The 22,673-nt window shown below is 75.0% G+C and carries 25 protein-coding genes; 6 read left to right on the top strand and 19 right to left on the bottom strand.

The window, feature by feature from the left end:
* Positions 1–47: 47 nt before the first annotated feature.
* Together DMP17_RS21820 and sigE are read right to left on the bottom strand one after the other, a co-directional pair.
* Positions 48–698, bottom strand: coding sequence for an anti-sigma factor family protein (locus DMP17_RS21820; RefSeq protein ID WP_337830446.1), 651 nt, complete (start codon positions 696–698; stop codon positions 48–50).
* Positions 695–1,336 (bottom strand): RNA polymerase sigma factor SigE, encoded by a 642-nt coding sequence (gene sigE / locus DMP17_RS21825; protein ID WP_062400471.1) that lies wholly within the window; start codon positions 1,334–1,336, stop codon positions 695–697. Before sigE ends, DMP17_RS21820 begins: the two co-directional genes overlap by 4 nt.
* Before the next feature lie 165 nt (positions 1,337–1,501).
* Between sigE and DMP17_RS21830 the strand changes: the two genes are divergently transcribed.
* A complete protein-coding gene (locus tag DMP17_RS21830; RefSeq protein WP_226355308.1) occupies positions 1,502–2,134 on the top strand; it encodes an O-methyltransferase in 633 nt (210 codons plus the stop codon).
* Positions 2,135–2,155: 21 nt separating this feature from the next.
* Here the strand turns inward: DMP17_RS21830 and glgC are convergent, their stop codons facing one another.
* Entirely contained in the window at positions 2,156–3,391 is a 1,236-nt protein-coding gene (gene glgC, locus DMP17_RS21835) for a glucose-1-phosphate adenylyltransferase (RefSeq protein ID WP_208819300.1), read from the bottom strand.
* Positions 3,392–3,518: 127 nt separating this feature from the next.
* Between glgC and glgA the strand changes: the two genes are divergently transcribed.
* Positions 3,519–4,682, top strand: coding sequence for a glycogen synthase (gene glgA / locus DMP17_RS21840; RefSeq protein WP_226355307.1), 1,164 nt, complete (start codon positions 3,519–3,521; stop codon positions 4,680–4,682).
* Between the two features lie 82 nt (positions 4,683–4,764).
* Here the strand turns inward: glgA and DMP17_RS21845 are convergent, their stop codons facing one another.
* The 8 genes from DMP17_RS21845 to dapE form a co-directional block, all read right to left on the bottom strand.
* Positions 4,765–4,932: a DUF3117 domain-containing protein gene (locus DMP17_RS21845; RefSeq protein ID WP_010241564.1), complete on the bottom strand. Its 168-nt coding sequence runs from the start codon at positions 4,930–4,932 to the stop codon at positions 4,765–4,767.
* 171 nt (positions 4,933–5,103) lie between these two features.
* Complete coding sequence (locus DMP17_RS21850) at positions 5,104–5,730, bottom strand: DNA-3-methyladenine glycosylase I (protein WP_337830447.1); 627 nt, start codon at positions 5,728–5,730, stop codon at positions 5,104–5,106.
* Positions 5,727–6,314, bottom strand: a complete 588-nt coding sequence (locus DMP17_RS21855; protein ID WP_337830448.1) for an SRPBCC family protein — start codon at positions 6,312–6,314, stop codon at positions 5,727–5,729. The genes DMP17_RS21850 and DMP17_RS21855 overlap by 4 nt, the downstream gene beginning before the upstream one ends.
* Positions 6,289–6,651, bottom strand: coding sequence for a DivIVA domain-containing protein (locus DMP17_RS21860; protein ID WP_337830449.1), 363 nt, complete (start codon positions 6,649–6,651; stop codon positions 6,289–6,291). The genes DMP17_RS21855 and DMP17_RS21860 overlap by 26 nt, the downstream gene beginning before the upstream one ends.
* A 35-nt stretch (positions 6,652–6,686) precedes the next feature.
* A complete protein-coding gene (locus DMP17_RS21865; RefSeq protein WP_337830450.1) occupies positions 6,687–7,688 on the bottom strand; it encodes a glucosyl-3-phosphoglycerate synthase in 1,002 nt (333 codons plus the stop codon).
* Between the two features lie 4 nt (positions 7,689–7,692).
* The gene (locus DMP17_RS21870) at positions 7,693–8,289 is read right to left on the bottom strand and encodes a TIGR00730 family Rossman fold protein (protein WP_226355303.1); all 597 of its coding nucleotides are present in this window, start codon (positions 8,287–8,289) and stop codon (positions 7,693–7,695) included.
* Positions 8,289–9,071 carry a TIGR00730 family Rossman fold protein gene (locus DMP17_RS21875; RefSeq protein WP_226355302.1) on the bottom strand — a complete coding sequence of 261 codons (783 nt, stop codon included), beginning with the start codon at positions 9,069–9,071 and terminating at the stop codon, positions 8,289–8,291. Before DMP17_RS21875 ends, DMP17_RS21870 begins: the two co-directional genes overlap by 1 nt.
* A gap of 103 nt (positions 9,072–9,174) precedes the next feature.
* Positions 9,175–10,248: a succinyl-diaminopimelate desuccinylase gene (gene dapE / locus DMP17_RS21880; protein ID WP_226356649.1), complete on the bottom strand. Its 1,074-nt coding sequence runs from the start codon at positions 10,246–10,248 to the stop codon at positions 9,175–9,177.
* A gap of 475 nt (positions 10,249–10,723) precedes the next feature.
* On the opposite strand from dapE, the gene DMP17_RS21885 reads away from it, so the two are divergent.
* From DMP17_RS21885 to DMP17_RS21895, 3 genes are read left to right on the top strand one after another with little or no spacing between them, the layout of a single operon-like run.
* Positions 10,724–11,428 carry a helix-turn-helix domain-containing protein gene (locus DMP17_RS21885; RefSeq protein ID WP_337830451.1) on the top strand — a complete coding sequence of 235 codons (705 nt, stop codon included), beginning with the start codon at positions 10,724–10,726 and terminating at the stop codon, positions 11,426–11,428.
* A gap of 11 nt (positions 11,429–11,439) precedes the next feature.
* Positions 11,440–12,375, top strand: coding sequence for a 2,3,4,5-tetrahydropyridine-2,6-dicarboxylate N-succinyltransferase (gene dapD, locus DMP17_RS21890; protein ID WP_337830452.1), 936 nt, complete (start codon positions 11,440–11,442; stop codon positions 12,373–12,375).
* 54 nt (positions 12,376–12,429) lie between these two features.
* On the top strand, positions 12,430–13,407 hold the full coding sequence (locus DMP17_RS21895) for a CHAD domain-containing protein (protein ID WP_337830453.1): 978 nt from the start codon (positions 12,430–12,432) through the stop codon (positions 13,405–13,407).
* A gap of 12 nt (positions 13,408–13,419) precedes the next feature.
* Here DMP17_RS21895 and DMP17_RS21900 read toward each other — a convergent pair whose 3' ends face one another.
* From DMP17_RS21900 to fdxA, 3 genes are all read right to left on the bottom strand, one after another.
* On the bottom strand, positions 13,420–14,685 hold the full coding sequence (locus tag DMP17_RS21900; protein WP_226367178.1) for an MFS transporter: 1,266 nt from the start codon (positions 14,683–14,685) through the stop codon (positions 13,420–13,422).
* Between the two features lie 106 nt (positions 14,686–14,791).
* Positions 14,792–15,895 carry a succinyldiaminopimelate transaminase gene (gene dapC / locus DMP17_RS21905; RefSeq protein ID WP_337830454.1) on the bottom strand — a complete coding sequence of 368 codons (1,104 nt, stop codon included), beginning with the start codon at positions 15,893–15,895 and terminating at the stop codon, positions 14,792–14,794.
* Positions 15,892–16,218 (bottom strand): ferredoxin, encoded by a 327-nt coding sequence (fdxA, locus tag DMP17_RS21910; RefSeq protein WP_020626080.1) that lies wholly within the window; start codon positions 16,216–16,218, stop codon positions 15,892–15,894. The genes dapC and fdxA overlap by 4 nt, the downstream gene beginning before the upstream one ends.
* A 116-nt stretch (positions 16,219–16,334) precedes the next feature.
* On the opposite strand from fdxA, the gene DMP17_RS21915 reads away from it, so the two are divergent.
* Positions 16,335–17,333 (top strand): GNAT family N-acetyltransferase, encoded by a 999-nt coding sequence (locus tag DMP17_RS21915; RefSeq protein ID WP_337830455.1) that lies wholly within the window; start codon positions 16,335–16,337, stop codon positions 17,331–17,333.
* Between the two features lie 16 nt (positions 17,334–17,349).
* On the opposite strand, the gene DMP17_RS21920 is transcribed toward DMP17_RS21915, so the two are convergent.
* From DMP17_RS21920 to DMP17_RS21940, 5 genes are all read right to left on the bottom strand, one after another.
* Positions 17,350–18,129, bottom strand: a complete 780-nt coding sequence (locus DMP17_RS21920; protein ID WP_337830456.1) for a hypothetical protein — start codon at positions 18,127–18,129, stop codon at positions 17,350–17,352.
* Positions 18,126–18,518: a hypothetical protein gene (locus DMP17_RS21925; protein ID WP_226355294.1), complete on the bottom strand. Its 393-nt coding sequence runs from the start codon at positions 18,516–18,518 to the stop codon at positions 18,126–18,128. The genes DMP17_RS21920 and DMP17_RS21925 overlap by 4 nt, the downstream gene beginning before the upstream one ends.
* Positions 18,515–19,402 (bottom strand): N-acetyl-1-D-myo-inositol-2-amino-2-deoxy-alpha-D-glucopyranoside deacetylase, encoded by an 888-nt coding sequence (gene mshB / locus DMP17_RS21930; RefSeq protein ID WP_226367183.1) that lies wholly within the window; start codon positions 19,400–19,402, stop codon positions 18,515–18,517. The genes DMP17_RS21925 and mshB overlap by 4 nt, the downstream gene beginning before the upstream one ends.
* A gap of 9 nt (positions 19,403–19,411) precedes the next feature.
* A complete protein-coding gene (gene tsaD / locus DMP17_RS21935) occupies positions 19,412–20,527 on the bottom strand; it encodes a tRNA (adenosine(37)-N6)-threonylcarbamoyltransferase complex transferase subunit TsaD (protein ID WP_337830457.1) in 1,116 nt (371 codons plus the stop codon).
* 67 nt (positions 20,528–20,594) lie between these two features.
* Positions 20,595–22,673: an ABC transporter ATP-binding protein gene (locus tag DMP17_RS21940; RefSeq protein WP_308016815.1), complete on the bottom strand. Its 2,079-nt coding sequence runs from the start codon at positions 22,671–22,673 to the stop codon at positions 20,595–20,597.

The following is a 22,673-nucleotide window of genomic DNA, read 5'->3' on the forward strand; positions in this document are numbered from 1 at the left end:
CGCACAGCCTGCCCGGCGGGCGGTGAAGTCGGTGTATCGGTGACGCGTCAGGGCGTCGGGGAGATGTCGGCGTCACCGGTCGGCGTGGCCGAGGTCGTCGGCGACAGCGGCGCCCCGGTCGAGCCCACCGTGGTGGCGGCCGGGAGGGCCGTCCGCCGCGACGAGGCGGGCACCGGGGTGGCCGCGAACCGGGCGACGGCCGCGGCACCCGGGCCGGGCACGGTCGGCCCGGTCGGGGTGCCGGTCGTGGCGGCGGGCAGACCGAACGCGAGCGCGCCGAGCGCCAGCCCGGACACGGCGGCGCCGGTGCCCAGACGCACCCGTCGCGACCGGCCGGCGCGACGGCCGTGGTCGCCCTCGACCGGCGCCGGGCGCAGCACCGACACGAGCTGGCCGTCCGGGGTGAGCGACAGGCCCGCCGGCGGCGGGGGCAGCTCGGTGTCCTGCGGGATCGCGCGCAGCGTCGACATCAGCGACGGCGGCAGCGTGGGGGCGTCGGCACCGCGCAGTGCGGTGCGGGCCCGCCGCTGCTCGGCGACCTCCACCGCGCAGTCGGGGCAACGCTCGAGGTGGCGGGTGGCGCGGTCGTGCGGACCGGCGGCCAGCTCGTCGTCCACGAAGGCGACGACCGCCTCGAGCGTCAGGTGGGTCGTCCCCCAGTCCGGGGGGACGACCTGGAAACGCCGTCGCTCGGTCACGGAACCAACTCTGCCACCGGACCGCGGTCGGATGCCACCGCCTGCTCCTCCGCCGCGGCCGCCCGGTGCCGCTCCAGCGACGCCCGCAGCGCGGTCCGGCCCCGGTGGATGCGGCTGCGGACGGTGCCGAGCTTCACCCCGAGGGTGGCGCCGATCTCCTCGTAGGACAGGCCCTCGACGTCGCACAGGACGACGGCGACCCGGAAGTCCGGGGGCAGCTCGTCCAGCGCGGCCTGCAGGTGCGGGTCGAGGTGGTTGATCGCGAACACGGTCTCGGGCTCGGGACCACCGCCCGGGAGACGGTCGGTGTCCTCGGGCAGGCCCTCCATCCGCAGCCGGGCGCGGCGGCGGACCATGTCGAGGAACAGGTTCGTGGTGATGCGGTGCAGCCAGCCCTCGAAGGTGCCCGGCTTGTAGGACGCCAGGGACCGGAACACCCGGATGAAGGTCTCCTGGGTGAGGTCCTCGGCGTCGTGCTGGTTGCCGGACAGGCGGTAGGCGAGGCGGTAGACGCGGTCGGCGTGCTCCCGGACGACCTCGTCCCAGGTGGGCGGGGTCCAGTCGGCACCCTCACCGGGGCGGGTACCGGCGGCGGCGTCCCGGAACGGGGCGTCGTCGGTTGCGCGAGGGGCGGACATCGGGGCGGGCACCTCCGTGGGTCGCGACCGTGTCGTGGTGTCGATCGGCCGCGAGACTTCGTTCGTTGCAGCACAGACTGCCCGCCACCCATGAGGAGGATGTGAAACCCGTCTGAGAGAAGTCTGTGAAATCGTCCCGCGGGGCTCCGGCGATAATCTTGTTCCATGAGCACACCCGCGGGGGCGGCCGCGTACGCCGAGGGCTACCTCGCCGAGGACGACGCGTGCGGCGAGGCCCGCGCACTGGGCACGGCGGCGGGCGCGCACCCCATCTCCGCGGCGGGCGGGGCGGCGCTGTCGGTGCTGGCCGCGACGATCTCCGCGCGGGCCGTCGTCGAGATCGGGACCGGGGCCGGGGTGAGCGGGCTGTACCTGCTGCGCGGCATGGCCGGCGACGGGACGCTGACCACCATCGACGTCGACCCGGAGCTGCAGCGCTCGGCCCGGCGCACCTTCCTCGCCGCCGGGTACGGGCCCGGGCGCGCGCGGCTGATCAACGGGATGGCGCTGGAGGTGCTGCCGCGGCTGACCGACGGCGGCTACGACCTCGTCGTCGCCGACGCCGTCCCCGCCGAGTACCCCGGCTACCTGGCCGAGGCGATCCGGCTGCTGCGCCCCGGCGGGGTGCTGGTGCTGGAGGGTGTGCTCGACGGCGGCCGGGTCGCCGAGCCCGGTGCCGCGCACGGCCCGGGCACGGCCGCGCTGCGCGAGACCGCCGCCCTGGTCCGCGACGACGAGCGCCTGCTGTCGGCGCTGCTGCCGGTCGCGGACGGGATGCTCTGCGCCGTCCGCAGGTGACCTCGGCACCCCGGGTGAGCGCTACTGCGCGGTGACGCCCTTGCCCAGGACGACGACGCCGCCGTTGGAGACGGTGTAGCGGCTGCGGTCCAGGTTCAGGTCGACGCCGATCAGTGCGCCGTCGGGGACGACGACGTTCTTGTCGAGGATCGCCCGCCGCACCACCGCGCCCCGGCCGATCCGGGCACCCGGCAGCACGACCGAGTCCGAAACCTCCGCGCCGCCCGACACCGACACGTTCGGGCTGATCACCGACCGGCGCACGATCGCCCCGGAGATGATCGTGCCCGCGCCGACGATCGAGTCCTGCGCGATGCCGCCCTCGACGAACTTCGCCGGCGGCAGCGCGGGCACCGCGGTGCGGATCGGCCAGCGCTGGTTGTAGAGGTTGAAGATCGGGTGCACCGAGACGAGGTCGGTGTGCGCGTCGTAGTAGGCGTCGATGGTCCCGACGTCGCGCCAGTAGCCGGCGTCGCGCTCGGTGGCGCCGGGGACGACGTTGTCGGCGAAGTCGTAGACGTGCGCGTCACCCTTGGCGACCAGCGCCGGGATGATGTCCCCGCCCATGTCGTGGTCGGAGTCGGCGTTCGCCGCGTCGGCCTTCAGCGCGTCGAGCAGGGCCTCGGTGGTGAACACGTAGTTGCCCATCGAGGCGAAGGTCACCTCGGGGTCGTCCGGCACGTGCGGCGGGTCGGACGGCTTCTCGAGGAACTCGGTGATGCGGCCGGTCTCGTCGGAGGCGATGCAGCCGAACGCCTTCGCCTCGGCCCGCGGCACCCGGATCCCCGCGACGGTGACGCCCGCGCCGGACTCGGCGTGCTGGGCGATCATCTGCGCCGGGTCCATCCGGTAGACGTGGTCGGCGCCGAACACGGCGATGTACTCGGGCTGGTCGTCGTAGACCAGGTTGAGGCTCTGGAAGATCGCGTCCGCCGAGCCGGTGTACCAGCGCCTGCCGAGCCGCTGCTGGGCCGGGACGGTGGTGATGTACTGGTCGAGCACCGACGACAGCCGCCACGTCGTCGAGATGTGCCGGTCCAGCGAGTGCGACTTGTACTGGGTCAGCACGCACAGCCGGTCCATCCCGCAGTTCACGAGGTTGGACAGCACGAAGTCGATGAGCCGGTAGTTGCCACCGAACGGGACGGCGGGCTTGGCACGGTCCGCGGTGAGCGGCCAGAGCCGCTTCCCCTCGCCACCGGCCAGCACGATGCCGAGAACCCTTCCGGGAAGACGTCCGGACGCGGTCGGTCGCATGGCGTGAACACTAGTGGGCGCCCGGTGGCGGGGCCATACGTCCGGCCCCGCCGGGCAGGGTCGGACGCAGCGACCGCCCGGCGGACTCCTCGCGCCGCGTCCGCCCGCCCCGGTAGCGTCCCGGCCCGTGCGCGTCGGCCTTCTCACCCGTGAATACCCGCCCGCCGTCTACGGCGGCGCCGGAGTCCACGTGGGACATCTCGTCCCCGCCCTACGGGAGCTCGTCGACGTCGACGTGCACTGCTTCGCCGAACCGGGCAGCGACACACCGGCCGACGCCCGCGCGCACTCCGCGCCGCCGCTGCCGGACGGGGCGAACGCCGCGCTGACCACGCTCGGGGTGGACCTGTCGATGGCCGCCGAGCTGGAGCGCTGTGACGTGCTGCACTCCCACACCTGGTACGCCAACATGGCGGGCCACATCGGCGGCCTGCTGCACGGACGCCCGCACGTGGTGACCGCGCACTCGCTGGAGCCGCTGCGGCCGTGGAAGGCCGAGCAGCTCGGCGGCGGGTACCGGCTGTCGTCGTGGGTGGAGCGGACCGCCTACGAGGCGGCGGACGCCGTCATCGCGGTCTCCCACGGCATGCGCCGCGACGTGCTGAACGCCTACCCGGCGATCGACCCGGACCTGGTGCACGTGGTGCACAACGGCATCGACACGCAGTTCTACGCGCCCGACCCGGCGCGCGACGCGCTGCTCGCCCACGGCGTCGACCCGGACCGGCCGCTCGTGGTGTTCGTCGGCCGGATCACCCGGCAGAAGGGCCTCGGGCACCTGGTCGCGGCGGCGCACCGGTTCGACCCGTCGGCGCAGGTCGTGCTGTGTGCGGGCGCCCCGGACACGAAGGAGATCGCGGCCGAGACCGAGCGGGCGGTGGCGGAGCTGTCCGCCTCGCGCGACGGCGTCGTGTGGATCCAGCGGATGCTCGCCACCGCCGAGGTCCGCCAGCTGCTGTCGGCGGCGACGGTGTTCGTGTGTCCGTCGGTCTACGAGCCGCTGGGCATCGTGAACCTGGAGGCGATGGCCTGCGGCACGGCCGTGGTCGCCTCCGACGTCGGCGGGATCCCGGAGGTCGTCGACGACGGCGTGACCGGCCTGCTCGCGCACTACGACCCGGCCGACACCGCCGCGTTCGAGGCGGCGCTGGCGGAGGGGGTCAACGCACTGGTCGCGGACCCGCGGCGGGCCGCGACGATGGGCGAGCGGGGCCGGGAGCGCGCGGTCGCCGAGTTCGCCTGGGCCGAGATGGCCCGGCGGACGCTGGAGATCTACGAGTCGGTGACCTGAGGCCCGTCGCCGGGCCCCCCGGGTACGACGACGGCGGGACCGGTTCCCCGGCCCCGCCGTGTCGTGTCCGTTCGGTCGGCCGTCAGCCGACGGTCGACTTCAGCGCCTCACTGAGGTCGGTGGCCTCGTCCGGGGTCATCTCGACGACGAGACGCCCGCCACCCTCGAGCGGGACGCGCATCACGATGCCCCGGCCCTCCTTGGTGACTTCCATGGGCCCGTCGCCGGTGCGGGGCTTCATCGCGGCCATTCGTCCGTCCTCCGTCAACATCCACAACTGTCGTTCCCCGGTGCGCGCTCGGGGCACGCGCCGACCGTGGGACCACATTGTCCCCCATCACCGGCGTCGAGGTGCAACCGAGGCGATCACGGCTCGGCAGCGATACCCGCGGCGTTCACGCAGCGCAACGGCCCGGCGACGCTACGGCGACCCCGGTCCGGTCCCCCGCGGGTCCTCCGGGGCGGCCCCGGCACGCCAGCAGTACGCGACGTGGTCGTCGACCAGACCGGTCGCCTGCATGAGCGCATAGCAGGTGGTGGGACCGACGAACCGGAAGCCGCGCTTCTTGAGCGCCTTCGACAGCGCCGTCGACGCGGGCGTGGAGCCGGGGACGTCGGACAGCCGTGCCGGGCGCGGGTGGTCGGCCGGGTCGGGCGCGTAGGAGGCGAGGAACGCACCGAGGTCGTCGCCGGCGTCGAGGAGGTCGAGCACGGCGCGGGCGTTGGAGATCGTGGCCTCGATCTTCATCCGGTTGCGCACGATCCGGGCGTCGCCGAGGAGGCGGGTCACGTCGTCGTCGCCGAAGCGGGCGACCGTGTCCGGGTCGAAGCCGGCGAAGACCTCGCGGAACGCCGGACGCTTGCGCAGCACGACGATCCAGGACAGGCCGGACTGGAACCCCTCCAGGCTCATGCGCTCGAACCAGGCCGCGGTGCCGTGGACGGGGCGGCCCCACTCGTCGTCGTGGTAGGCGACGTAGTCCGGTGCCGAGAGCGCCCAGTCGCAGCGGGGGCGGTCGTCGTGGGCCGCGGGGTCGGGCGATGTCACCGGCCGGCCCGGTACCGGTCCTCGGTCCGCTCGGCCATGCCGCGCAGCGAGTGCGCGACCCCGGCCCGGAACGCGGGGCGCACCAGCGGCCAGCCGAACCGGCCGAGCGCACCGAGCGGCAGGTCGAGCAGCTCGGTCCACAGGAACCGCGACCGCGCCGGGCCCAGCCCGACGACGGCGAACACGCCGTCGCCGCGGATCACGGTGCCGGTGTGGGTGACGACGATCCGCCGCTCCCCCGTCGCACCGGCGGGCGGTTCGGTCCACTCGGTGACCCGCATCGTGTCGGCGACGCCGAGCGGCCCGACCCCGGTGACCGCGCGCAGCTCGGTGCCGACCGAGCGGCCGTCGCCCGCGGTGATCTCGACGGTCGTGCCGAGCATCCAGTCCGACTGGCCCTCGAGGTCGGAGACGACCTCCCACAGGACGTCGGCGGGCACGTTGACGTCGACCGGGACCGTCAGCTCCACCCGGCCGCCACCGGCCGGCCGCACGCCCGGGGTGCGGTCGCCGACCCCGCCGTCGCGGCCGTCCCCGCTCCTGCCTGCGGTACCGCCGTCACCACCGCCGTCGTTGCTCGTCACCCGGGTCCTCCTCGGCGCGCATCCGCGCGATCGTCGCCTCCAACCGGGCCACCCGGTCGGCCAGCTCGTGCCGGTCGGTCCGGACCCGGTCCAGCTCGCCGGCCAGCCGGTCGAGTGCCCAGTCCACCTCAGCCATCCGGTATCCGCGCAGCACCTGCTGGAAACGCAGGTCACGGACGTCGGTTCCGGAGACCTCGCGGGCGGGCAGCCGGGTGGGTGTCGCGTCCGGGGCGAGCGGGGCGAGTTCCTCCCCGCGGCCGAAGACCGCGGCCGCCAACACGAAGACCAGCGCGGCGACGCCGGCCAGGACGAGCACGTACGCGAGGGCGGTCCCCATGCCGCCATCTCATCACGCCGGTCCGACGGCGGGTCTCACCCCACGCGGGCGGCGGGTGCGGCCACCGGCTCGGCGGACCCTCCGTCGCGCACCCGGCCTGGTGGGGGCCGGTCCACCTGGCGCAACGGACGGGTCTCGGTGCGCCATCCCGTCTCCGCGCCGTGCCCGGTGCGGACGTGGCCGGGGAGGACGTCGTCGGGGAGGAACGCGGTGAGCCCGGCGCCGGAGTCCTCGACCCCGCAGCGGGCCAGGGCCGTGGCGAGGACCTCGCGGGAGGTGCGGCCGAGCTCGTGCAGCGGGCGGTTGCGGTGCCGGCGCACGCCGAGGTCGGCCTGCGCGATGGCCGCGGTCCCGCCGACGACGGTGTCGGCGTCGGTGTCGAGCAGCAGGCCGATGTCGACGCCGTAGCCGGTCGCGAACGGGAGCCGGTCGAGCAGCTCGCGGGTGGCGGCGTACTCACCCCCGATGGGCTGGCGGACGTGCCGCAGCCCGGGGCGGAGCGCGGCGAGCAGGGGGCGGGCGAGCAGCTCGGTGACGCGGCCGCCCTCGTGCCCGCTCGCGTCGTCGGGGCCGCCGGCACCACCGGGGCCGGTGAGCGGGCGCCGGTGGTAGCCCTTGACCAGCGCGGTCCCGGGCCGGGTGAGCAGCGGCGCGAGGAGCCGTTCGACGAGCTCGGGGTGCGGGTCGACGAGGTCGGCGTCGACGAAGCAGACCAGGTCGGCCGGGCGCGGCCCGTTCCCCAGGGCGACGACGGCGCGCCACATCGCCTCGCCCTTGCCCGGCAGCACCGGGACGCCGGGCACCGCCCGCTCGCGGCCGAGCACCCGTGCCCCGGCCGCGGCGGCGTACTCCGCGGTGCGGTCGGTGCTCCCGGAGTCGAGGACGACGAGGTCGTCGACCAGCGGGGACGGGCCCTCGCACAGCCGGGTCAGCCCCGCGACGAGCGGACCGACCGTCGCCTCCTCGTCCAGGGCGGGCAGGACGACGGCGATGCGACGGCCGTCCTTGCGGGCGGCGAGCCGGGCGGAGAGGGTCACGGGCTCAGGTGAGCGGACGGGCGCACTCGTCGAGCGCCGCGCCGGCCAGCCCGGCGGGGTCGGCCGGAGCGGAGTCGTCGCCGCGGACCTGGCGCAGCCGCTCGATCGGGGCCCGCGAGGCGAACCCGCGGTCGGCGAGGCCGGCGACCCAGTCGACGAGGCCGTCCCAGTGGCCGTCGGGGTCGAGCAGCACGACCGGCTTGCCGTGCAGGCCGAGCGACCCGGCCGTCCAGACCTCGAACAGCTCCTCGCAGGTCCCGATGCCGCCGGGCAGCGCGAGGAACGCGTCGGCGCGGTCCTCCATCTGCTGCTTGCGCTCGCGCATGCTCTCGACGACGAGCAGCTCGTCGCTGTCGTGGTCGGCCCACTCGCGCTCGACCATGGACCGCGGGATGACCCCGACGGTGCGGCCGCCGGCGTCCCGGGCGCCGGCCGCGACCGCACCCATCATCGACTTGCGGCCCCCGCCGGACACCAGCGTCCAGCCGCGGGCGGCGACCGCACGGCCGACCTCCCGGGCGAGGTCGAGGTAGTGCGGGGCGACGCCGTCGGAGCTGGCGCAGTAGACGCAGACGGCGAACCCGGGCTCCGGACCGGCCATCAGTGCGTCTCCTCCCAGGCGTGGTAGGCCTCGTTGACCACGTCGACGGCGTCGTCGATGTCGTCGGTGACGTGCAGCAGGTCGAGGTCCTTCTCGCCGATCTTGCCGTCGGCGAGGACGGTCTTGGCGATCCAGTCGTAGAGGCCGCCCCAGTAGTCGCTGCCGAGCAGGACGACCGGGAACTTGGTGACCTTCTTGGTCTGCACCAGGACGAGCGCCTCGAACAGCTCGTCGAGCGTGCCGAACCCGCCGGGCAGGCAGACGAACGCCTGCGAGTACTTCACGAACATCGTCTTGCGGGCGAAGAAGTAGCGGAAGTTGATCCCGAGGTCGACCCACGGGTTCAGGCCCTGCTCGAACGGCAGCTCGATGCCGAGCCCGACCGAGAGCCCGCCCGCCTCGGAGGCACCGCGGTTCGCGGCCTCCATCGCGCCCGGGCCGCCCCCGGTGATCACGGCGAACCCGGCTCCGGCGAGCCGCGCCCCGAGCTCGCGGCCCAGCTCGTACTCCGGGGAGCCGCCCTGCGTGCGGGCCGAGCCGAACACGGTCGCCGCGCGCGGGAGCTCGGCGAGCATCCCGAACCCCTCGACGAACTCGGCCTGGATCCGCAGCACCCGCCACGGGTCGGTGTGCACCCAGTCGGCCGGGCCACGCGAGTCGAGCAGCCGCTGGTCGGTGGTGGTCGGCTCGATGCTGCGTTCGCCGCGCAGCACCACCGGGCCACGCTGCTTCTCGGGCTGCTTCTCGTGCAGCGTCCGGGGATCGGCGTTCTCGTCGGCCATGGCGATCACGGTATTCGGGCGGCGACGACCCGGCCCCGCCGGTGGGGTCGTCGCCGCTGTCGTCGGCGCTGTCGTCGGCGCGGGCCCGGCCGGCCGGCTCCGGTCAGGCGGGGTGGCCCGCGAGGTAGCGGCGCAGCACCGCGGTACAGGCGGTGATCGCGTCCTCGGCGACGTGCTCCTCGCGGGTGTGGGCGAGGTTCGGGTCGCCGGGCCCGTAGTTGACCGCCGGGATACCCAGCGCGGCGAAGCGGGAGACGTCGGTCCAGCCGTACTTCGCCCGCGGCACGGCCCCGGTCGCGGCGACGAACTCCGCGGCCGCCGGCGCGGACAGGCCCGGCAGCGCACCCGGCGAGAGGTCGGTGACGACGAGCGGGAACCCGTCGAACACCTCCCGGACGTGCTCGACGGCCTGCTCGGCGGACCGGTCCGGGGCGAACCGGAAGTTCACGGTGACGACGCACTCGTCGGGGACGACGTTGCCCGCGACCCCGCCGCCGATCCGCACGGCCTGCAGACCCTCGCGGTACTCGCAGCCGTCGATGTCCACCCACCGCGGCCGGTACGCCGCCAGCCGCGACAGGATCTCCCCGGCCCGGTGGATCGCGTTGTCCCCCAGCCACGACCGCGCCGAGTGCGAGCGTCGTCCCGAGGTCCGCAGCTCGACGCGGAGGGTGCCCTGGCAGCCGGCCTCGAGGGTGCCGTCGGTGGGCTCGCCGAGGATCGCGAGGTCGGCGTCGAGCCAATCCCGGTGCTCGCGCTCGATGCGGCCGAGCCCGTTGCGCTCCGCCTCGATCTCCTCGCAGTCGTAGAAGACCAGGGTGAGGTCGTGGCGCGGCTCGGCCAGCGTGGCCGCGAGGTGCGCGAAGACGGCGTCGCCGGACTTCATGTCCGAGGTGCCGCAGCCGTGCACGATCCCGTCGGCGCGGCGCGACGGCACGTTGTCCGCGATCGGCACGGTGTCGATGTGCCCGGCCAGCAGCACGCGGTGCGGACGCCCCAGATCGGTGCGCGCGAGCACCGCGTCACCGGACCGCAGCACCTCCAGGTGCGGTGCCTGGGTCCGCAGCGCGGCCTCGAGCGCGTCGGCGAGGCGCCGCTCGTCCCCGGACACACTGGCGATGTCGACCATCGCGGCGGTCAGGGTCACCGGGTCGGACGTGAGGTCCAGCGCGGGCAGCGTCATCGTCACCGGCCCGACGCTACCGACCCGCCCGGGCGCTCCTCCCCCGCGACCCGGCCGTTCCCGGGCACCCCGGACCGCCCCCGTGGCGCCGGATCGACGTCCCGGCCCGGTGCCGCGGCGCCGGGGGTGGCTCCCTTGTCGTCGCTTTGCTCTGCTCACCGATACGCAGCACGGGCCCACAGGCGCCTCTCACGCCCCTCCCGTCGGCCCCGGAACCGGGCAGGGTCGGGGGTCTGAACGGGCTCCGTTCGCCTCCTGGGGGCGTCCTCGGGCCTGCCCGCTGCGTATCGGTGAGCAGAGCAAAGCGACGCACGGACGGCCACCTCCCGGACGGCCGCTCCGGGCCGCGGGCCCGCCGCCTCGATCATCACCGGCACCGGCGTCGGCCCGGTTGTCCACAAGTGCACGAGTTGTCCACAGATTCGCAGGTCACCGGTGCATCCCGCGCTCGCGGACGCAGGGTCGGTGCATGGACATCATCGAGGGCGACCGGTTGCCCGCGGAGCCGCCGCCGGCGCCGGTCGACGTCGTCGTCCCGGATCTGTCCGGCCTGGTCCGGCGGGTGCGGCGCAGCGCGGACCTGTCGCAGCGGGAGCTCGCGGAGCGGACGGGGCTGGCGCCGTCGACGATCGCCCGGATCGAGAGCCGGTCGCTCGCGCCGGCGCTGGACACGCTGGCCGCGATCCTGTCGGTCGCGGGGCTGCGGCTGGTCGTCGTCGACGCGGAGAACCGGCGGGTGCCGCCGATGGAGGACCCGCCGGGTGACCTGCGGGACGGGGCGGGGCGCAGGTTCCCGTCGCATCTGGACGTGATCCTCGACCCGCTGCCCGGCGAGTGGTGGGGCGACCGGTACGGCTGCGCCCGACCGCCGGAGACGTTCCACCGGGACCGGCCGCTGCGCGACGCGATGCGTCGGCGCAGCGTGTGGGAGGTGCGGGTCGCGCAGTTCCGCACCGTGCCGCCACCGCCGACCATCGAGCACTGGATGCTGATGCAGGCCCGGTGCCGGGCGTGCGGTCGGCTGCCCGACCCACTACCGCCGCCGTTCGCGCCGACCGCGGTGCTCCGCTACCTGAAGGCCGCGGCGTTGCTGCTCTCGGTACGGGCAGCCGATCATGAGGACGTGTCCCGGCGCACCCACCGCGGCGCGCCGTGGGCGACGGCGGGACGGTAAGTTCGGGGCCCGTGAGCACCGAGTACCGCCGCGAAGGCGCTTCCGGAACCGGCCTGGCCACGGTCACGACCGACGGCACCGTCCTCGACGTCTGGTACCCGGCGCCGGTGCTGGCCGGGGGCACGTCCGACGACGCCGTCGACCTGGCGCCCCTCGTCGGGACCGACGAGCTGCGTGGGGTCCGCACCGAGGTCGTGCGCACCGAGATCGCCTCGCTGGCCGACGCGCCCGCCGACGCCGCCGACGTCTACCTGAGGCTGCACCTGCTCAGCCACCGCCTCGTCCAGCCGCACCAGGTGAACCTCGAGGGCCAGTTCGGGCTGCTCACCAACGTCGTCTGGACCAACCACGGCCCGTGCCCGGTGCCCGGGTTCGAGCTCACCCGGGCGAAGCTGCGCGGCCGCGGCCCGGTGACCGTCACCCACGTCGACAAGTTCCCGCGGATGGTCGACTACGTGATCCCCGCCGGCGTCCGCGTCGGTGACGCCGACCGCGTCCGGCTCGGCGCGCACCTCGCCGAGGGCACGACCGTCATGCACGAGGGCTTCGTCAACTTCAACGCCGGCACCCTCGGCGCGTCGATGGTCGAGGGCCGGATCTCCGCCGGTGTCGTCGTCGGGGACGGCTCGGACGTCGGCGGCGGTGCCTCGATCATGGGGACGCTGTCCGGTGGCGGCAAGGAGGTCATCTCGATCGGCCGCCGCTGCCTGCTCGGCGCGAACGCGGGCCTGGGCATCTCCCTCGGCGACGACTGCGTGGTCGAGGCCGGTCTCTACCTCACCGCGGGCACCAAGGTCACGCTGCCCGACGGCAGCACCACCGCGGCGCGCGAGCTGTCCGGCCAGAACGGGCTGCTGCTGCGCCGCAACTCGGTGTCCGGCGCGGTCGAGGTGCTGGCCCGCACCGGCGACGGCATCGCCCTCAACGCCGCGCTGCACGCCAACTGACGGCCCGGCAGCGGTTCGCGGCGGAACGACCCACAGAAGCAGGACGGCAGGGACATGGTGGGTATGGACGGGGCTGCGCAGCTTCCGGGGAACCTCTACGGCGCCGCGGACCTCGGTGAGCCGCTGACCGCGGGACCGCAGGACCCGGCGGTGGCGCACGTCCGCGCGCTGCTGGACAAGCGGCTGCGCGCGATGCTGCGGCACGAGCCCGGTGTGCGCGACGGGTCCGAGATCGAGGACCTGCACCAGATGCGGGTCTCCGTGCGGCGGATGCGGGCGGCGCTCAAGGCCGCCCGCCCCTTGCTCGACCACACCTGGGCGGACCTGCTGCGGGCCGAGCTCGGCCGGCTCGGCCGGGCGCTCGGCCCCGTGCGCGACCTCGACGTGATGATCGCCCGCCTCCGCGGTGAGGTGGCCACCCTGCCGTCGGCCGAGCTGGCCGCCGGTGAGCGTCTGGTCGCGGTGCTGGAGGCCGAGCGGGTCGGTGCGCGGGCCGAGATGCTCGACGAGCTCGACTCCGACCGGCACGCGGCACTGCGTCGCTCGCTGGTCGAGGCCGTCTCCGCTCCGCTGCCGGAGCCGCCGGAGGAGGTCGCCCGCCCCGAGCTGATCGAGCTGGTCCGGGCCGAGACCCGCAAGCTCGTCAAGGCGGTGCGCCGGGCCGGGCCGAACCCGCCGGACATGACCCTGCACGACCTGCGGATCCGCACCAAGCGGCTGCGCTACACCGGTGAGCTCGTCGAACCGGCGATGCGCGACGCGGACGGGTCCCGCACCGACGACGCCCGCCAGGTCCGCCGGATGCTCAAGGCCGCCGCCGGGCTGCAGGAGGTCCTCGGCGACCACCAGGACGCCTGCGTCGCCGAGCACCGCATCCGCGCCCTGCTCGACGAGCTGGGCCCCGGCCCCGACGCCCATGAGGTCTTCGTCGGCGGCCGGCTGGTCGAGCGCGAGCGGGCCCGCGCCGAGGCGCTGCGCGACCGGTGGTGGGCCGCGTGGGAGCACCTGGCCGAGCAGGCCGAGGCACTCTGAGACGGCGCCCGCTCAGCGCGGGCGGTCCCCGATCCGGACCACCGCGACGCCCTGCAGCACGGCGCCGATCAGGAGCAGCCCGATCGCGGGCGGGAACCCGGCGGAGTCGATGACCACGCCCATCACCAGCGGCCCGATCCCGGCCGAGAAGTAGCCGATCCCGAGTCCGAAGCCGCTCACGGCGGCGCTGCGGGCCGGGGTCGGCGTCCGCCACGCGATCACCGTCAGCCCCAGCGGGAACCCGGCGCCGACGCCGATGCCGATCAGGACCGCCCACAGCCACGGCAGCGGCGTCCCCGGTGCGGGGGCCAGCAGCACCCCGAGCGTCCCGGCGGCCGAGCTGACCACGGTCAGCGCCGCCCAGAACCGCCACCGGCGTCGGCGCTCGGCCGCGGCCGGGAACAGCAGGGCCGCGGGGATCTGGGCGATGCTCCACGCCGCGAGGAGCAGCCCGGCCGCCTGCGGTGACCAGCCCTGCGACTCGTAGAACGGGGACAGCCAGGTCAGCCAGCCGTAGAAGATCGTCGACGAGCCCGCCAGGTAGCAGGCGATGCGGCGGGCGAACGGGTCGTGACGGACCCGGACCTCCTCGGCGACCGACGGGCCGTCGTCGGCCGCTCCCGGGGCGCCCGCGGAGGGACGGGCGTGACCGATGCGGCTCGCGACCGGCGCCCACACCGCGACGGCGAGCACCGCGGGCACGGCCCACACCGCGAGCGAGAAGGACCAACCGCCCAGGGCGACGGCCAGGGGCACCGCGACGGCGGAGGCGACCGTCGCGCCGATCATCATCGAGACGACGTAGGCGCCGGTCACCGCGCCCGCCCGCTCGGCCAGGTGCTCCTTCACCACCCCGGTGAGCAGCACCCCGGACACCCCGATGCCGAGCCCGACCAGCACCGAGCCGCCGACGAGCGCGGGCAGCGCCACGACCGACCGCAGCAGGCTGCCCACCCCGATCGTCGCGACGGCGACACCGAGCAGCCGCTCACGACCGACCCGGGCGGCGACGGCGGCGGCGCCGAACGAGCCCGCCGACATCATTAGCACCGCACCGGCCTGCACCAGCCCGGCCGCGCCCGCCCCGATCCCGAGGTCGGCCCGCGCGGTCTCCAGCAGCGGCGGGTACCCGGCGAGCCCGGCCCGCAGGTTGACCGCGAGCGCGAGCACCCCGAGCAGGACGAGCGCGGGCCGGACGACCGGCCGGGACCGGGCCGCGGGGGCCTCGGGCCCGGCGTCACGGGGCGCACCCGGACCGCCGGGACGCGGTGCCTGCATTCGACGGCTCCTTCGCCTGCCGGGTCCACCGGATCGCTGCGCCGGCGTCGTCGCTACCGGGCCGATCCTCTCCCGGGGTCCTTGCTCATCGCAACGACCGTGGGGTTCAGGCCGCGTCGAGCCGCTCGACCGCGGCGTCGATCCGCTCGTCCGGCGCGGTCAGCCCGACCCGGACGTGCCGGGCGCCCGCGGGACCGTAGAACTCGCCGGGAGCGACGAGGATCCCCAGGCCGGCGAGCCGGTCCACGGTCTCGCGGCACGGCTCGTCCGCGCTCGCCCACAGGTAGAGCCCGGCCTGCGAGTGCTCGATCGTCAGCCCGGCCTTCTCCAGCCCGGCCCGCAGACGGGTACGACGGGCGTCGTAGCGGGCGGCCTGCTCGGCGACGTGGGCGTCGTCGGAGACGGCCGCCTCCAGCGCGGCCTGCACCGGGCGCGGCACGATCATGCCGGCGTGCTTGCGGACCTCCAGCAGCCCCGACACCAGCGCCGGGTCCCCCGCGACGAACCCGGCGCGGTACCCGGCCAGGTTCGACACCTTCGACAGCGAGTGGACCGCCAGCAGCCCGGTGGTGTCGCCGTCGCAGACGTCGGGGTGCAGCACCGACCGCGGCGCCGGGTCGGCGTCGCCGGGCAGGCCGAGGTAGCACTCGTCGGAGGCGACGACGGCGCCCCGCTCCCGTGCCCAGGTCACGACCTTGCGCAGGTGCTCGACCGGCAGGACCTGGCCGGTCGGGTTCGACGGCGAGTTCAGCCACACCAGCCGGACCCGGGCCGGGCCCGCGGCGGTGAGGCCGTCGGAACGGACGTGCCCGGCCCCCGCCAGCCGCGCCCCGACCTCGTAGGTCGGGTACGCGAGCTCCGGGATGACGACGGTGTCGCCCGCGCCGAGGCCCAGCAGCGTCGGCAGCCACGCGACCAGCTCCTTGGAGCCGATCGTGGGCACCACCGCGGCCGGGTCGACCCCGGACACGCCGAAGCGCCGCTGCAGCGAGGCGACGACCGCCTCGCGCAGCGACGCCGGGCCGTGCGTCGTCGGGTAGCCGGGCTCGGCGGCGGCCGGCCCGGCCAACGCGTCGCGCAGCACCCCGGGGACCGGGTCCACCGGGGTGCCGACCGACAGGTCGACGATGCCGTCCGGGTGCGCCGCCGCGCGCTCACGCGCACCGGTCAGCGAGTCCCAGGGGAAATCGGGGAGGTCGAGCCTGCTCACTCGTCGTGTTCCTGCGGGGGCAGGCTCTTCGCCGGCTCCACGTCACGGTCGACCTTGCCCAGCTTCGAGGCGCCGCCGGGCGAGCCCAGCTCGTCGAAGAAGTCCACATTGGCCTTGGTGTAGGCGGCCCACTGGTCGGGGACGTCGTCCTCGTAGTAGATGGCCTCGACGGGGCAGACCGGCTCGCACGCACCGCAGTCGACGCACTCGTCGGGGTGGATGTAGAGCATCCGTCCACCCTCGTAGATGCAGTCCACCGGGCATTCCTCGATACACGCCTTGTCGAGCAGGTCGACGCAGGGTTCGGCGATCACGTAGGTCACTTCGGTGGTCCTCCACTCGGAGCAGCGGGCACCCGGAGATCATGTGGTGGCGGGGCGCCCGGTCAAACTGGGACGCCCGCAGGTTAACCCGCGCCCCCCGGCGGGGCAGGAGTGAGGTGGTCGGCTTCATGCTCGACGAGCTGGCAGGACGGCGGGTGGCCCTGCGCCACCGCATCGCGCCGGAGGGCGCACCGGGCCCCGGACTGACCGACGCGGTCGGTGAGCTGGAGCCCGACGGGCCCGACGCCGTCGTCGTCCACACCCGGTCGGGGCCGGTCCGGGTGCGGCGCGACGCCGTCGTCGCCGTCCGGGAGGTGCCGCCCGCCCCGGCCCGGCGGGCGTCCCGCGCGGCGGTGGACCGGCTGGAACGCGTACGGGCGGCGGCCTGGCCGGCACCGGTCGTCGAGGAGCTGGGCGGGTGGCTGCTGCGCGCGGCCGGCGGCTGGACGCGGCGGGCGAACTCCGCGCTCGCCCTCGGGGACCCGGGGATGCCGGTCGACCACGCCCTGGAACGCGTGCGGGAGTTCGCCCGGCGGCACGGCATCGCCCCGGCGGTGCAGGCCCCGGTGGACGCGCCCTGGTCGAACCGGGTGGCCGAGGCGGGCTGGGTGCGGGCCGACAGCCCGGGGACCTGCACCGTGCTCGTCACCCGCGCCGCGTCCGACGGCCCGGCGCCGCGGTGGCCCGCGACGCCCGGACCGGACTGGTGGGCCGCCCAGGGCGAGCCGGAGCCCGGGCCCGGCGCGCCCGCGTGGGCGGTGCTGACCGGGGTGCTGCGTCCCGGTGAGCAGAGCACAGCGACGCAGACGGACCCCGTCGAGATCGGGTTCGGCACGCTCCGGGACGCCGACGGGACGCCGGTCGCGTCGGTGCGCGCCGCCGTCGTCGACTCCCACGTCTACGTGTCACGGCTGTGGGTCGTCCCGGCCGCGCGGCGCGGCGGGCTCGCGGCCCGGCTCACCGGACAGGCGCTGTCCTGGGGCGCGGCGCACGGGGCGCGGCACGGGATGCTCGACGTCGCCGACGACAACACCGCCGCGCTCGCCCTCTACCGCCGCACCGGCTGGACCGACCACCACCGCTACCACTACCTGGTTCCCCCGGATCCGGCCTGACCGGAGGGTCAGGGGCTCAGGCGAACCCGCGGCGGAGCAGCCAGGCGCGGGCCTGCTTGGCGGCGCGCTTGAGCCCCGACCACTCCCCCAGGTACTTCCCGACGACGCCGACGACCGGCAGCAGCCCGAGCCACTGGTGGTAGAAGCGGCCGTGCGGACGCTTGTCGAGCTCGTCCTCGACGCCCCACAGGGCCCGTCCGAGACGCCACACGGCGCTGCCGACGCGCTTGAGCGTGGCCCGCTTGCCGTCGCCGGCGAGGTCACCGGTGAGCTCCTCGGCGCGGGCGTCGGCGTCGGCGTCCTCGGCCGCGGTGAGCTCCCGGGCGGCGAGGTCGAGCTCCCGCTGGAACAGCACCGACGCCAGCAGCTCGACGAGCCGGTCCTCCGAGCGGACGCCGTGCTCGCCCGCGATCGCGACGAGCAGCAGCCCCTCGCCCGCCGCGCCGACGGCGTCGGACACCGGCAGGGTGCGGGCCAGTGCCCCGCCCAGGCCGGGGGTCGCGGCGATCAGCGTGGTGAACCGGCCGACCCGGTAGACCCACCAGTCGGTGCGGGCGGGGACGTCCATCGCCGCCCAGGCCGAGGTGCCGGGGACCTTCACCGACGCCAGCGCGTCGAGGATCTTGTCGGCGAGCGAGCGTTCCTCGTCGGTCGCGTCCTCCGGACGGTCCGAGCCGGGCGTCACCCGGGCCCGCAGGCCGAACGGGTCGGACTCGCGCAGACCCTCGAGCACCGGCCGGGTGGCCCGTACGAACGGGCGCAGGACCCGCACCAGGTCGTCGTCGGAGATCGTCATCGGGTCACCCTCCGGTCGTCGCGGCTGTCCGCCAGCCGGTCGAGCGCCCTGCGGAACGACACGACGCCGGTCACGGCACCGGCGACGAGCAGCAGCAGCGACTCCCAGTTCACCGGGAGCAGGAGGTCCCCGCCCGGGCCGAAGAAGCCGAGCACGAGCACCGCCGCGAACCACACGACCAGCGGGGCGGCCGCACCCGCCGGGGTCGGGAGGATCTCGGTGGCCGTGGTGTGGATCAGCCACGGCAGCGAGACGACCACGATCACCGTGCCCAGCGGCACCGGGACCGGCCCGATGTAGAGCATCTGGAACATCAGCTCGAAGGCCACCAGCAGCAGCGAGATCACCAGCAGCACCAGCGCGAGCGGGAGCCTCGTCACGTCGCTCACCCGTCGACCCCCTCGAACAGATCCGACTCCGTCGTGCCGGGCGGCGCGCCGGCGAGCACGTACTCCTCGACGCCCAGCAGCGGCTGGACGATGCCGTTGCTCATCGCGAACGCGACCCAGCCGTCGCCGCCGCGGACGTCGATCTGGGTGGCGTGCGCCCGCATCGCCGCGACCCGCTCGTCGTCGTGGGCGTCGACGTCGACCCGGGTGGTGACGGCGGCGGCGTCGTGGCCGGGGTGCTCGTCGGGCTCCGGCCAGCGCAGCCCGGTGCGGTCCGGGTCCCCGCCGAGCGCGGAGAGCAGCTCGGTGAGCCCGTCGTCGAGCAGCGCGCTCGACCGCACCGCGAAGTACAGCTTGGCGACGACGTCCGGGCGCGCCCCCGCCGCGGCGACGACCAGCTCGTGCGCGCGGACGTGGTCGGGATGGCCGTAGCTGCCGTCGGAGGCGTAGGAGACCAGCACCTGCGGGCGGACCTCGTCGATGATCTCCAGCAGCTGGGCGAGCTGGGTGCCGAACGGCTCCGGGGCGGCGAATGCCCGCGGGTGCAGCTCCGGCGGGAGCGCGGCGCGGGTGCCGTGCCCGGCCAGCACCATGCCGGAGTCGCGCCAGCGCCCGGGGCCGCCGAGCCAGCGGTGCCGGGGCCCACCGAGGGCGGCCAGCGCGGCGTCGAGCTCGCGGATGCGGTAGCCGCCGAGCTGGTCACCGCGGTCCGGGGCGAGCTCGGCCAGCTCCGGACCGATCACCTCGCCCTCCTCACCGAGGGTGCAGGTCACCACGGTGACCTCGCAGTCGGGGTCGGCCGTGTAGCGGGCGATGGTCCCGCCGGTGGTCAGGGTCTCGTCGTCCGGGTGGGCGTGGACGAGCAGGAGGCGACGAGCAGGCACGCCGGGAGCCTACGGTGCGATGATCGACCCCGCCGCGGCGTGGGGGACGACGGGCAGCGGGAACTCCGCCGCCTCCCCCGTCGCCGGGGGGAACGTGATCGTCGCGCCGGTCAGCGGGACGGTCGGGACGGCGGTCCCGGCCAGCCCCGCGGGTTCGACGCCGTCGCGGACCAGCAGGTCGCCCAGGGCCGCGATCATCGCGCCGTTGTCGGTGCACAGCCGGGGCACGGGCACCCGTAGGGTGATCCCGGCACCCGCGCAGGCGCGCTCCATCTCGGTGCGCAGCACCCGGTTCGCCGCGACCCCGCCGACCATGAGCAGGGTGTCCGCGCCGCGCTCGGCGCACGCCCGCAGCGCCTTGCGGACCAGGACGTCGACGACGGCCATCTGGAACGACGCGGCGACGTCCGGGACCGGGACGGCGCGGCCCGCGTCCTGGGCGGCCTCGACGTGCCGGGCCACGGCGGTCTTGAGCCCGGAGAAGGAGAAGCCGAACGCGGCGTCGCGCGGGCCGGTCATCGGGCGCGGGAACGCGATCGCGGCCGGGTCGCCGTCGAGTGAGGCCCTCGAGACCGACGGACCGCCCGGGTAGGGCAGGCCCAGCAGCCGGGCGACCTTGTCGAAGGCCTCCCCCGCCGCGTCGTCGACGGTGTCGCCGAGGTGCTCGACGGGGTCGCGGGCCAGGTCGCCCAGCGCCAGCAGCGAGGTGTGCCCGCCGGAGACGATCAGGCAGACGCAGCGGTCGGGCAGCGGCCCGTGCTCCAGGACGTCGACGGCGGCGTGCCCGGCCAGGTGGTGCACCCCGTAGAGCGGCACGTCCAGCGCCGCCGCGTACGCCTTGGCCGCCGCGACGCCGACGTGCAGCGCGGGCGACAGCCCCGGCCCCGCGGTGACGGCGACGGCGTCGACGTCGGACAGCGACACCCCGGCCGCCTCGACGGCGGCGCGCACCATCGGCGTCACCGCGCTCACGTGGGCGCGGGCCGCGACCTCCGGGACCACACCGCCGAAGCGGGCGTGCTCGTCCGCCGACGACGCCAGCCCCTCGCCGAGCAGCACCCCGTCCCGGACGAGACCGGCACCGGTCTCGTCGCACGACGTCTCGATCCCCAGAACCAGCGACACGCCACCCAGTTTCGCACCGGGTGGCGTGTCGCGGCCGTGGGGTCCTGCTCGGACGGGTCGTGCGCGGTCAGGTCCGCAGCAGCGCGCGCTCCTCGGCGAAGTGGCAGGCCACCCGGTGCCCCGGGCCGGACGCGATCTCCAGGACCGGCTTCTCGTCGATGCAGCGCGCCTTGTCGGCGTCGGACAGCTCCAGGTGCTTCCAGCACCGGGTGCGGAACCGGCAGCCCGACGGCGGATCGGCCGGGTTGGGCACGTCCCCGGTCAGCACGATCCGCTCCCGCACCCGCTCGACCTCCGGGTCCGGGACGGGCACCGCCGAGATCAGCGCCTGGGTGTAGGGGTGCTGCGGCCGGTCGAACAGGTCGTCGCGGTCGGCGACCTCGACGACGTTGCCCAGGTACATCACCGCGACGCGGTCGGAGATGTGGCGCACCACCGACAGGTCGTGGGCGATGAACAGGTAGGTCAGGCCGAAGTCGCGCTGCAGCTGCTCGAGCAGGTTGAGCACCTGGGCCTGGATGGACACGTCCAGGGCCGAGACGGGCTCGTCGAGCACCACGAACTTCGGGTTGAGCGCGATCGCCCTGGCGATGCCGACGCGCTGGCGCTGCCCGCCGGAGAACTCGTGCGGGTAGCGCTCGGCGTACTCGGCCGAGAGCCCCACGGTCTCGAGCAGCTCCGGGATCGTGGAGTCGGTGAGCTCGCCGCCGAGCAGCTCGTACTTCTCCGACAGGATCGACCGGACCGTCATGCGCGGGTTCAGCGACGCGTACGGGTCCTGGAAGACGATCTGCATGTCCTCCCGGGCCGAGCGCAGCTCGGACTGCCCGAGCGCGGTCACGTCGCGGCCGTTGATGTGCACACTGCCGGCGGTGGGCTCGTGCAGCCGCAGGATCGCCCGGGCCGCGGTCGACTTGCCGCAGCCGGACTCGCCGACCAGCGACAGCGTCTGTCCCTCGGGGATCTCCAGGTCGATGCCGTCGACGGCCTGCACCACACCGACGGTGCGCTGGAACAGCACGCCGGAGCGGATCGGGAACGACTTGGTCAGCCCCGCGGTGCGCAGCATCGGCTCGCCGGTCGCCGTCTCCGCGACGTGCGCCTCGGACCCCGGCACGACCGGCTCGCGCGGCGTGGCGGCGGCCTCGCCGACCTCGTCGGAGTGCAGGCAGGCGTGCAGGTGACCGGGCCGGTCGGTGAGCTGGACCAGCTCCGGGGTCTTCTCCGCGCAGGACGACGTGGCGAACCGGCAGCGCGGGTGGAACGCGCAGCCCGACGGGACGTGCGCGAGGTTCGGCGGCTGCCCGGGGATCGGCTCCAGCTTTTCCGGCCGGGCCTGGTCCATCCGCGCCAGCGATGACAGCAGCCCGTAGGTGTAGGCGTGCCGCGGCTCGGCGAAGATCTCGTCGTTGGTCCCGGTCTCGACGACCCTGCCCGCGTACATGACCATGATCCGGTCGGCGTGCGCCGCGACCAGGCCCAGGTCGTGGGTGATCAGGACGATCGCCGTCTCGCGCTGCTCCTGGAGCTTCTCGAGCAGGTTCATGATCTGGGCCTGCACCGTGACGTCGAGCGCGGTGGTCGGCTCGTCGGCCAGCAGGACCTTCGGGTCGTTCGCGAGCGCCATCGCGATCATCGCGCGCTGGCGCATCCCGCCGGAGAACTCGTGCGGGTACTGCGACGCCCGCGCGGCCGGGTTCGGGATGCCGACCTCGCCGAGCAGGTCGACGGCGCGGCGGCGGGCGGTGACCTTGCCGGCCTGCCGGTCGTGCGCCCGGATCATCTCGGCGATCTGGTCGCCCACCTTGTAGACCGGGTTCAGCGCGGTCAGCGGGTCCTGGAAGATCATCGCGATGTCCTTGCCGCGCAGCTTGCGCTGCTCGGACTCCGACATCGTCAGCAGCGAGCGGCCCTCCAGCAGCACCTCACCGCTGGGGAACGTCGCCGGCGGGGTCGGGACGAGGCCCATCAGGCTCATCGCCGACACCGACTTGCCGGAGCCGGACTCGCCGACGATCGCCAGGGTCTCGCCCCGGTCGACGTGCCAGCTGACGCCGTCGACGGCCTTGACCACACCGGCGTCGGTGGAGAAGTGCACCCGCAGGTCGCGGACCTCGAGCATGTGCTCGCTTCGGTTCTCGGTCAC

This window comes from Pseudonocardia sp. TMWB2A, assembly GCF_017312135.1.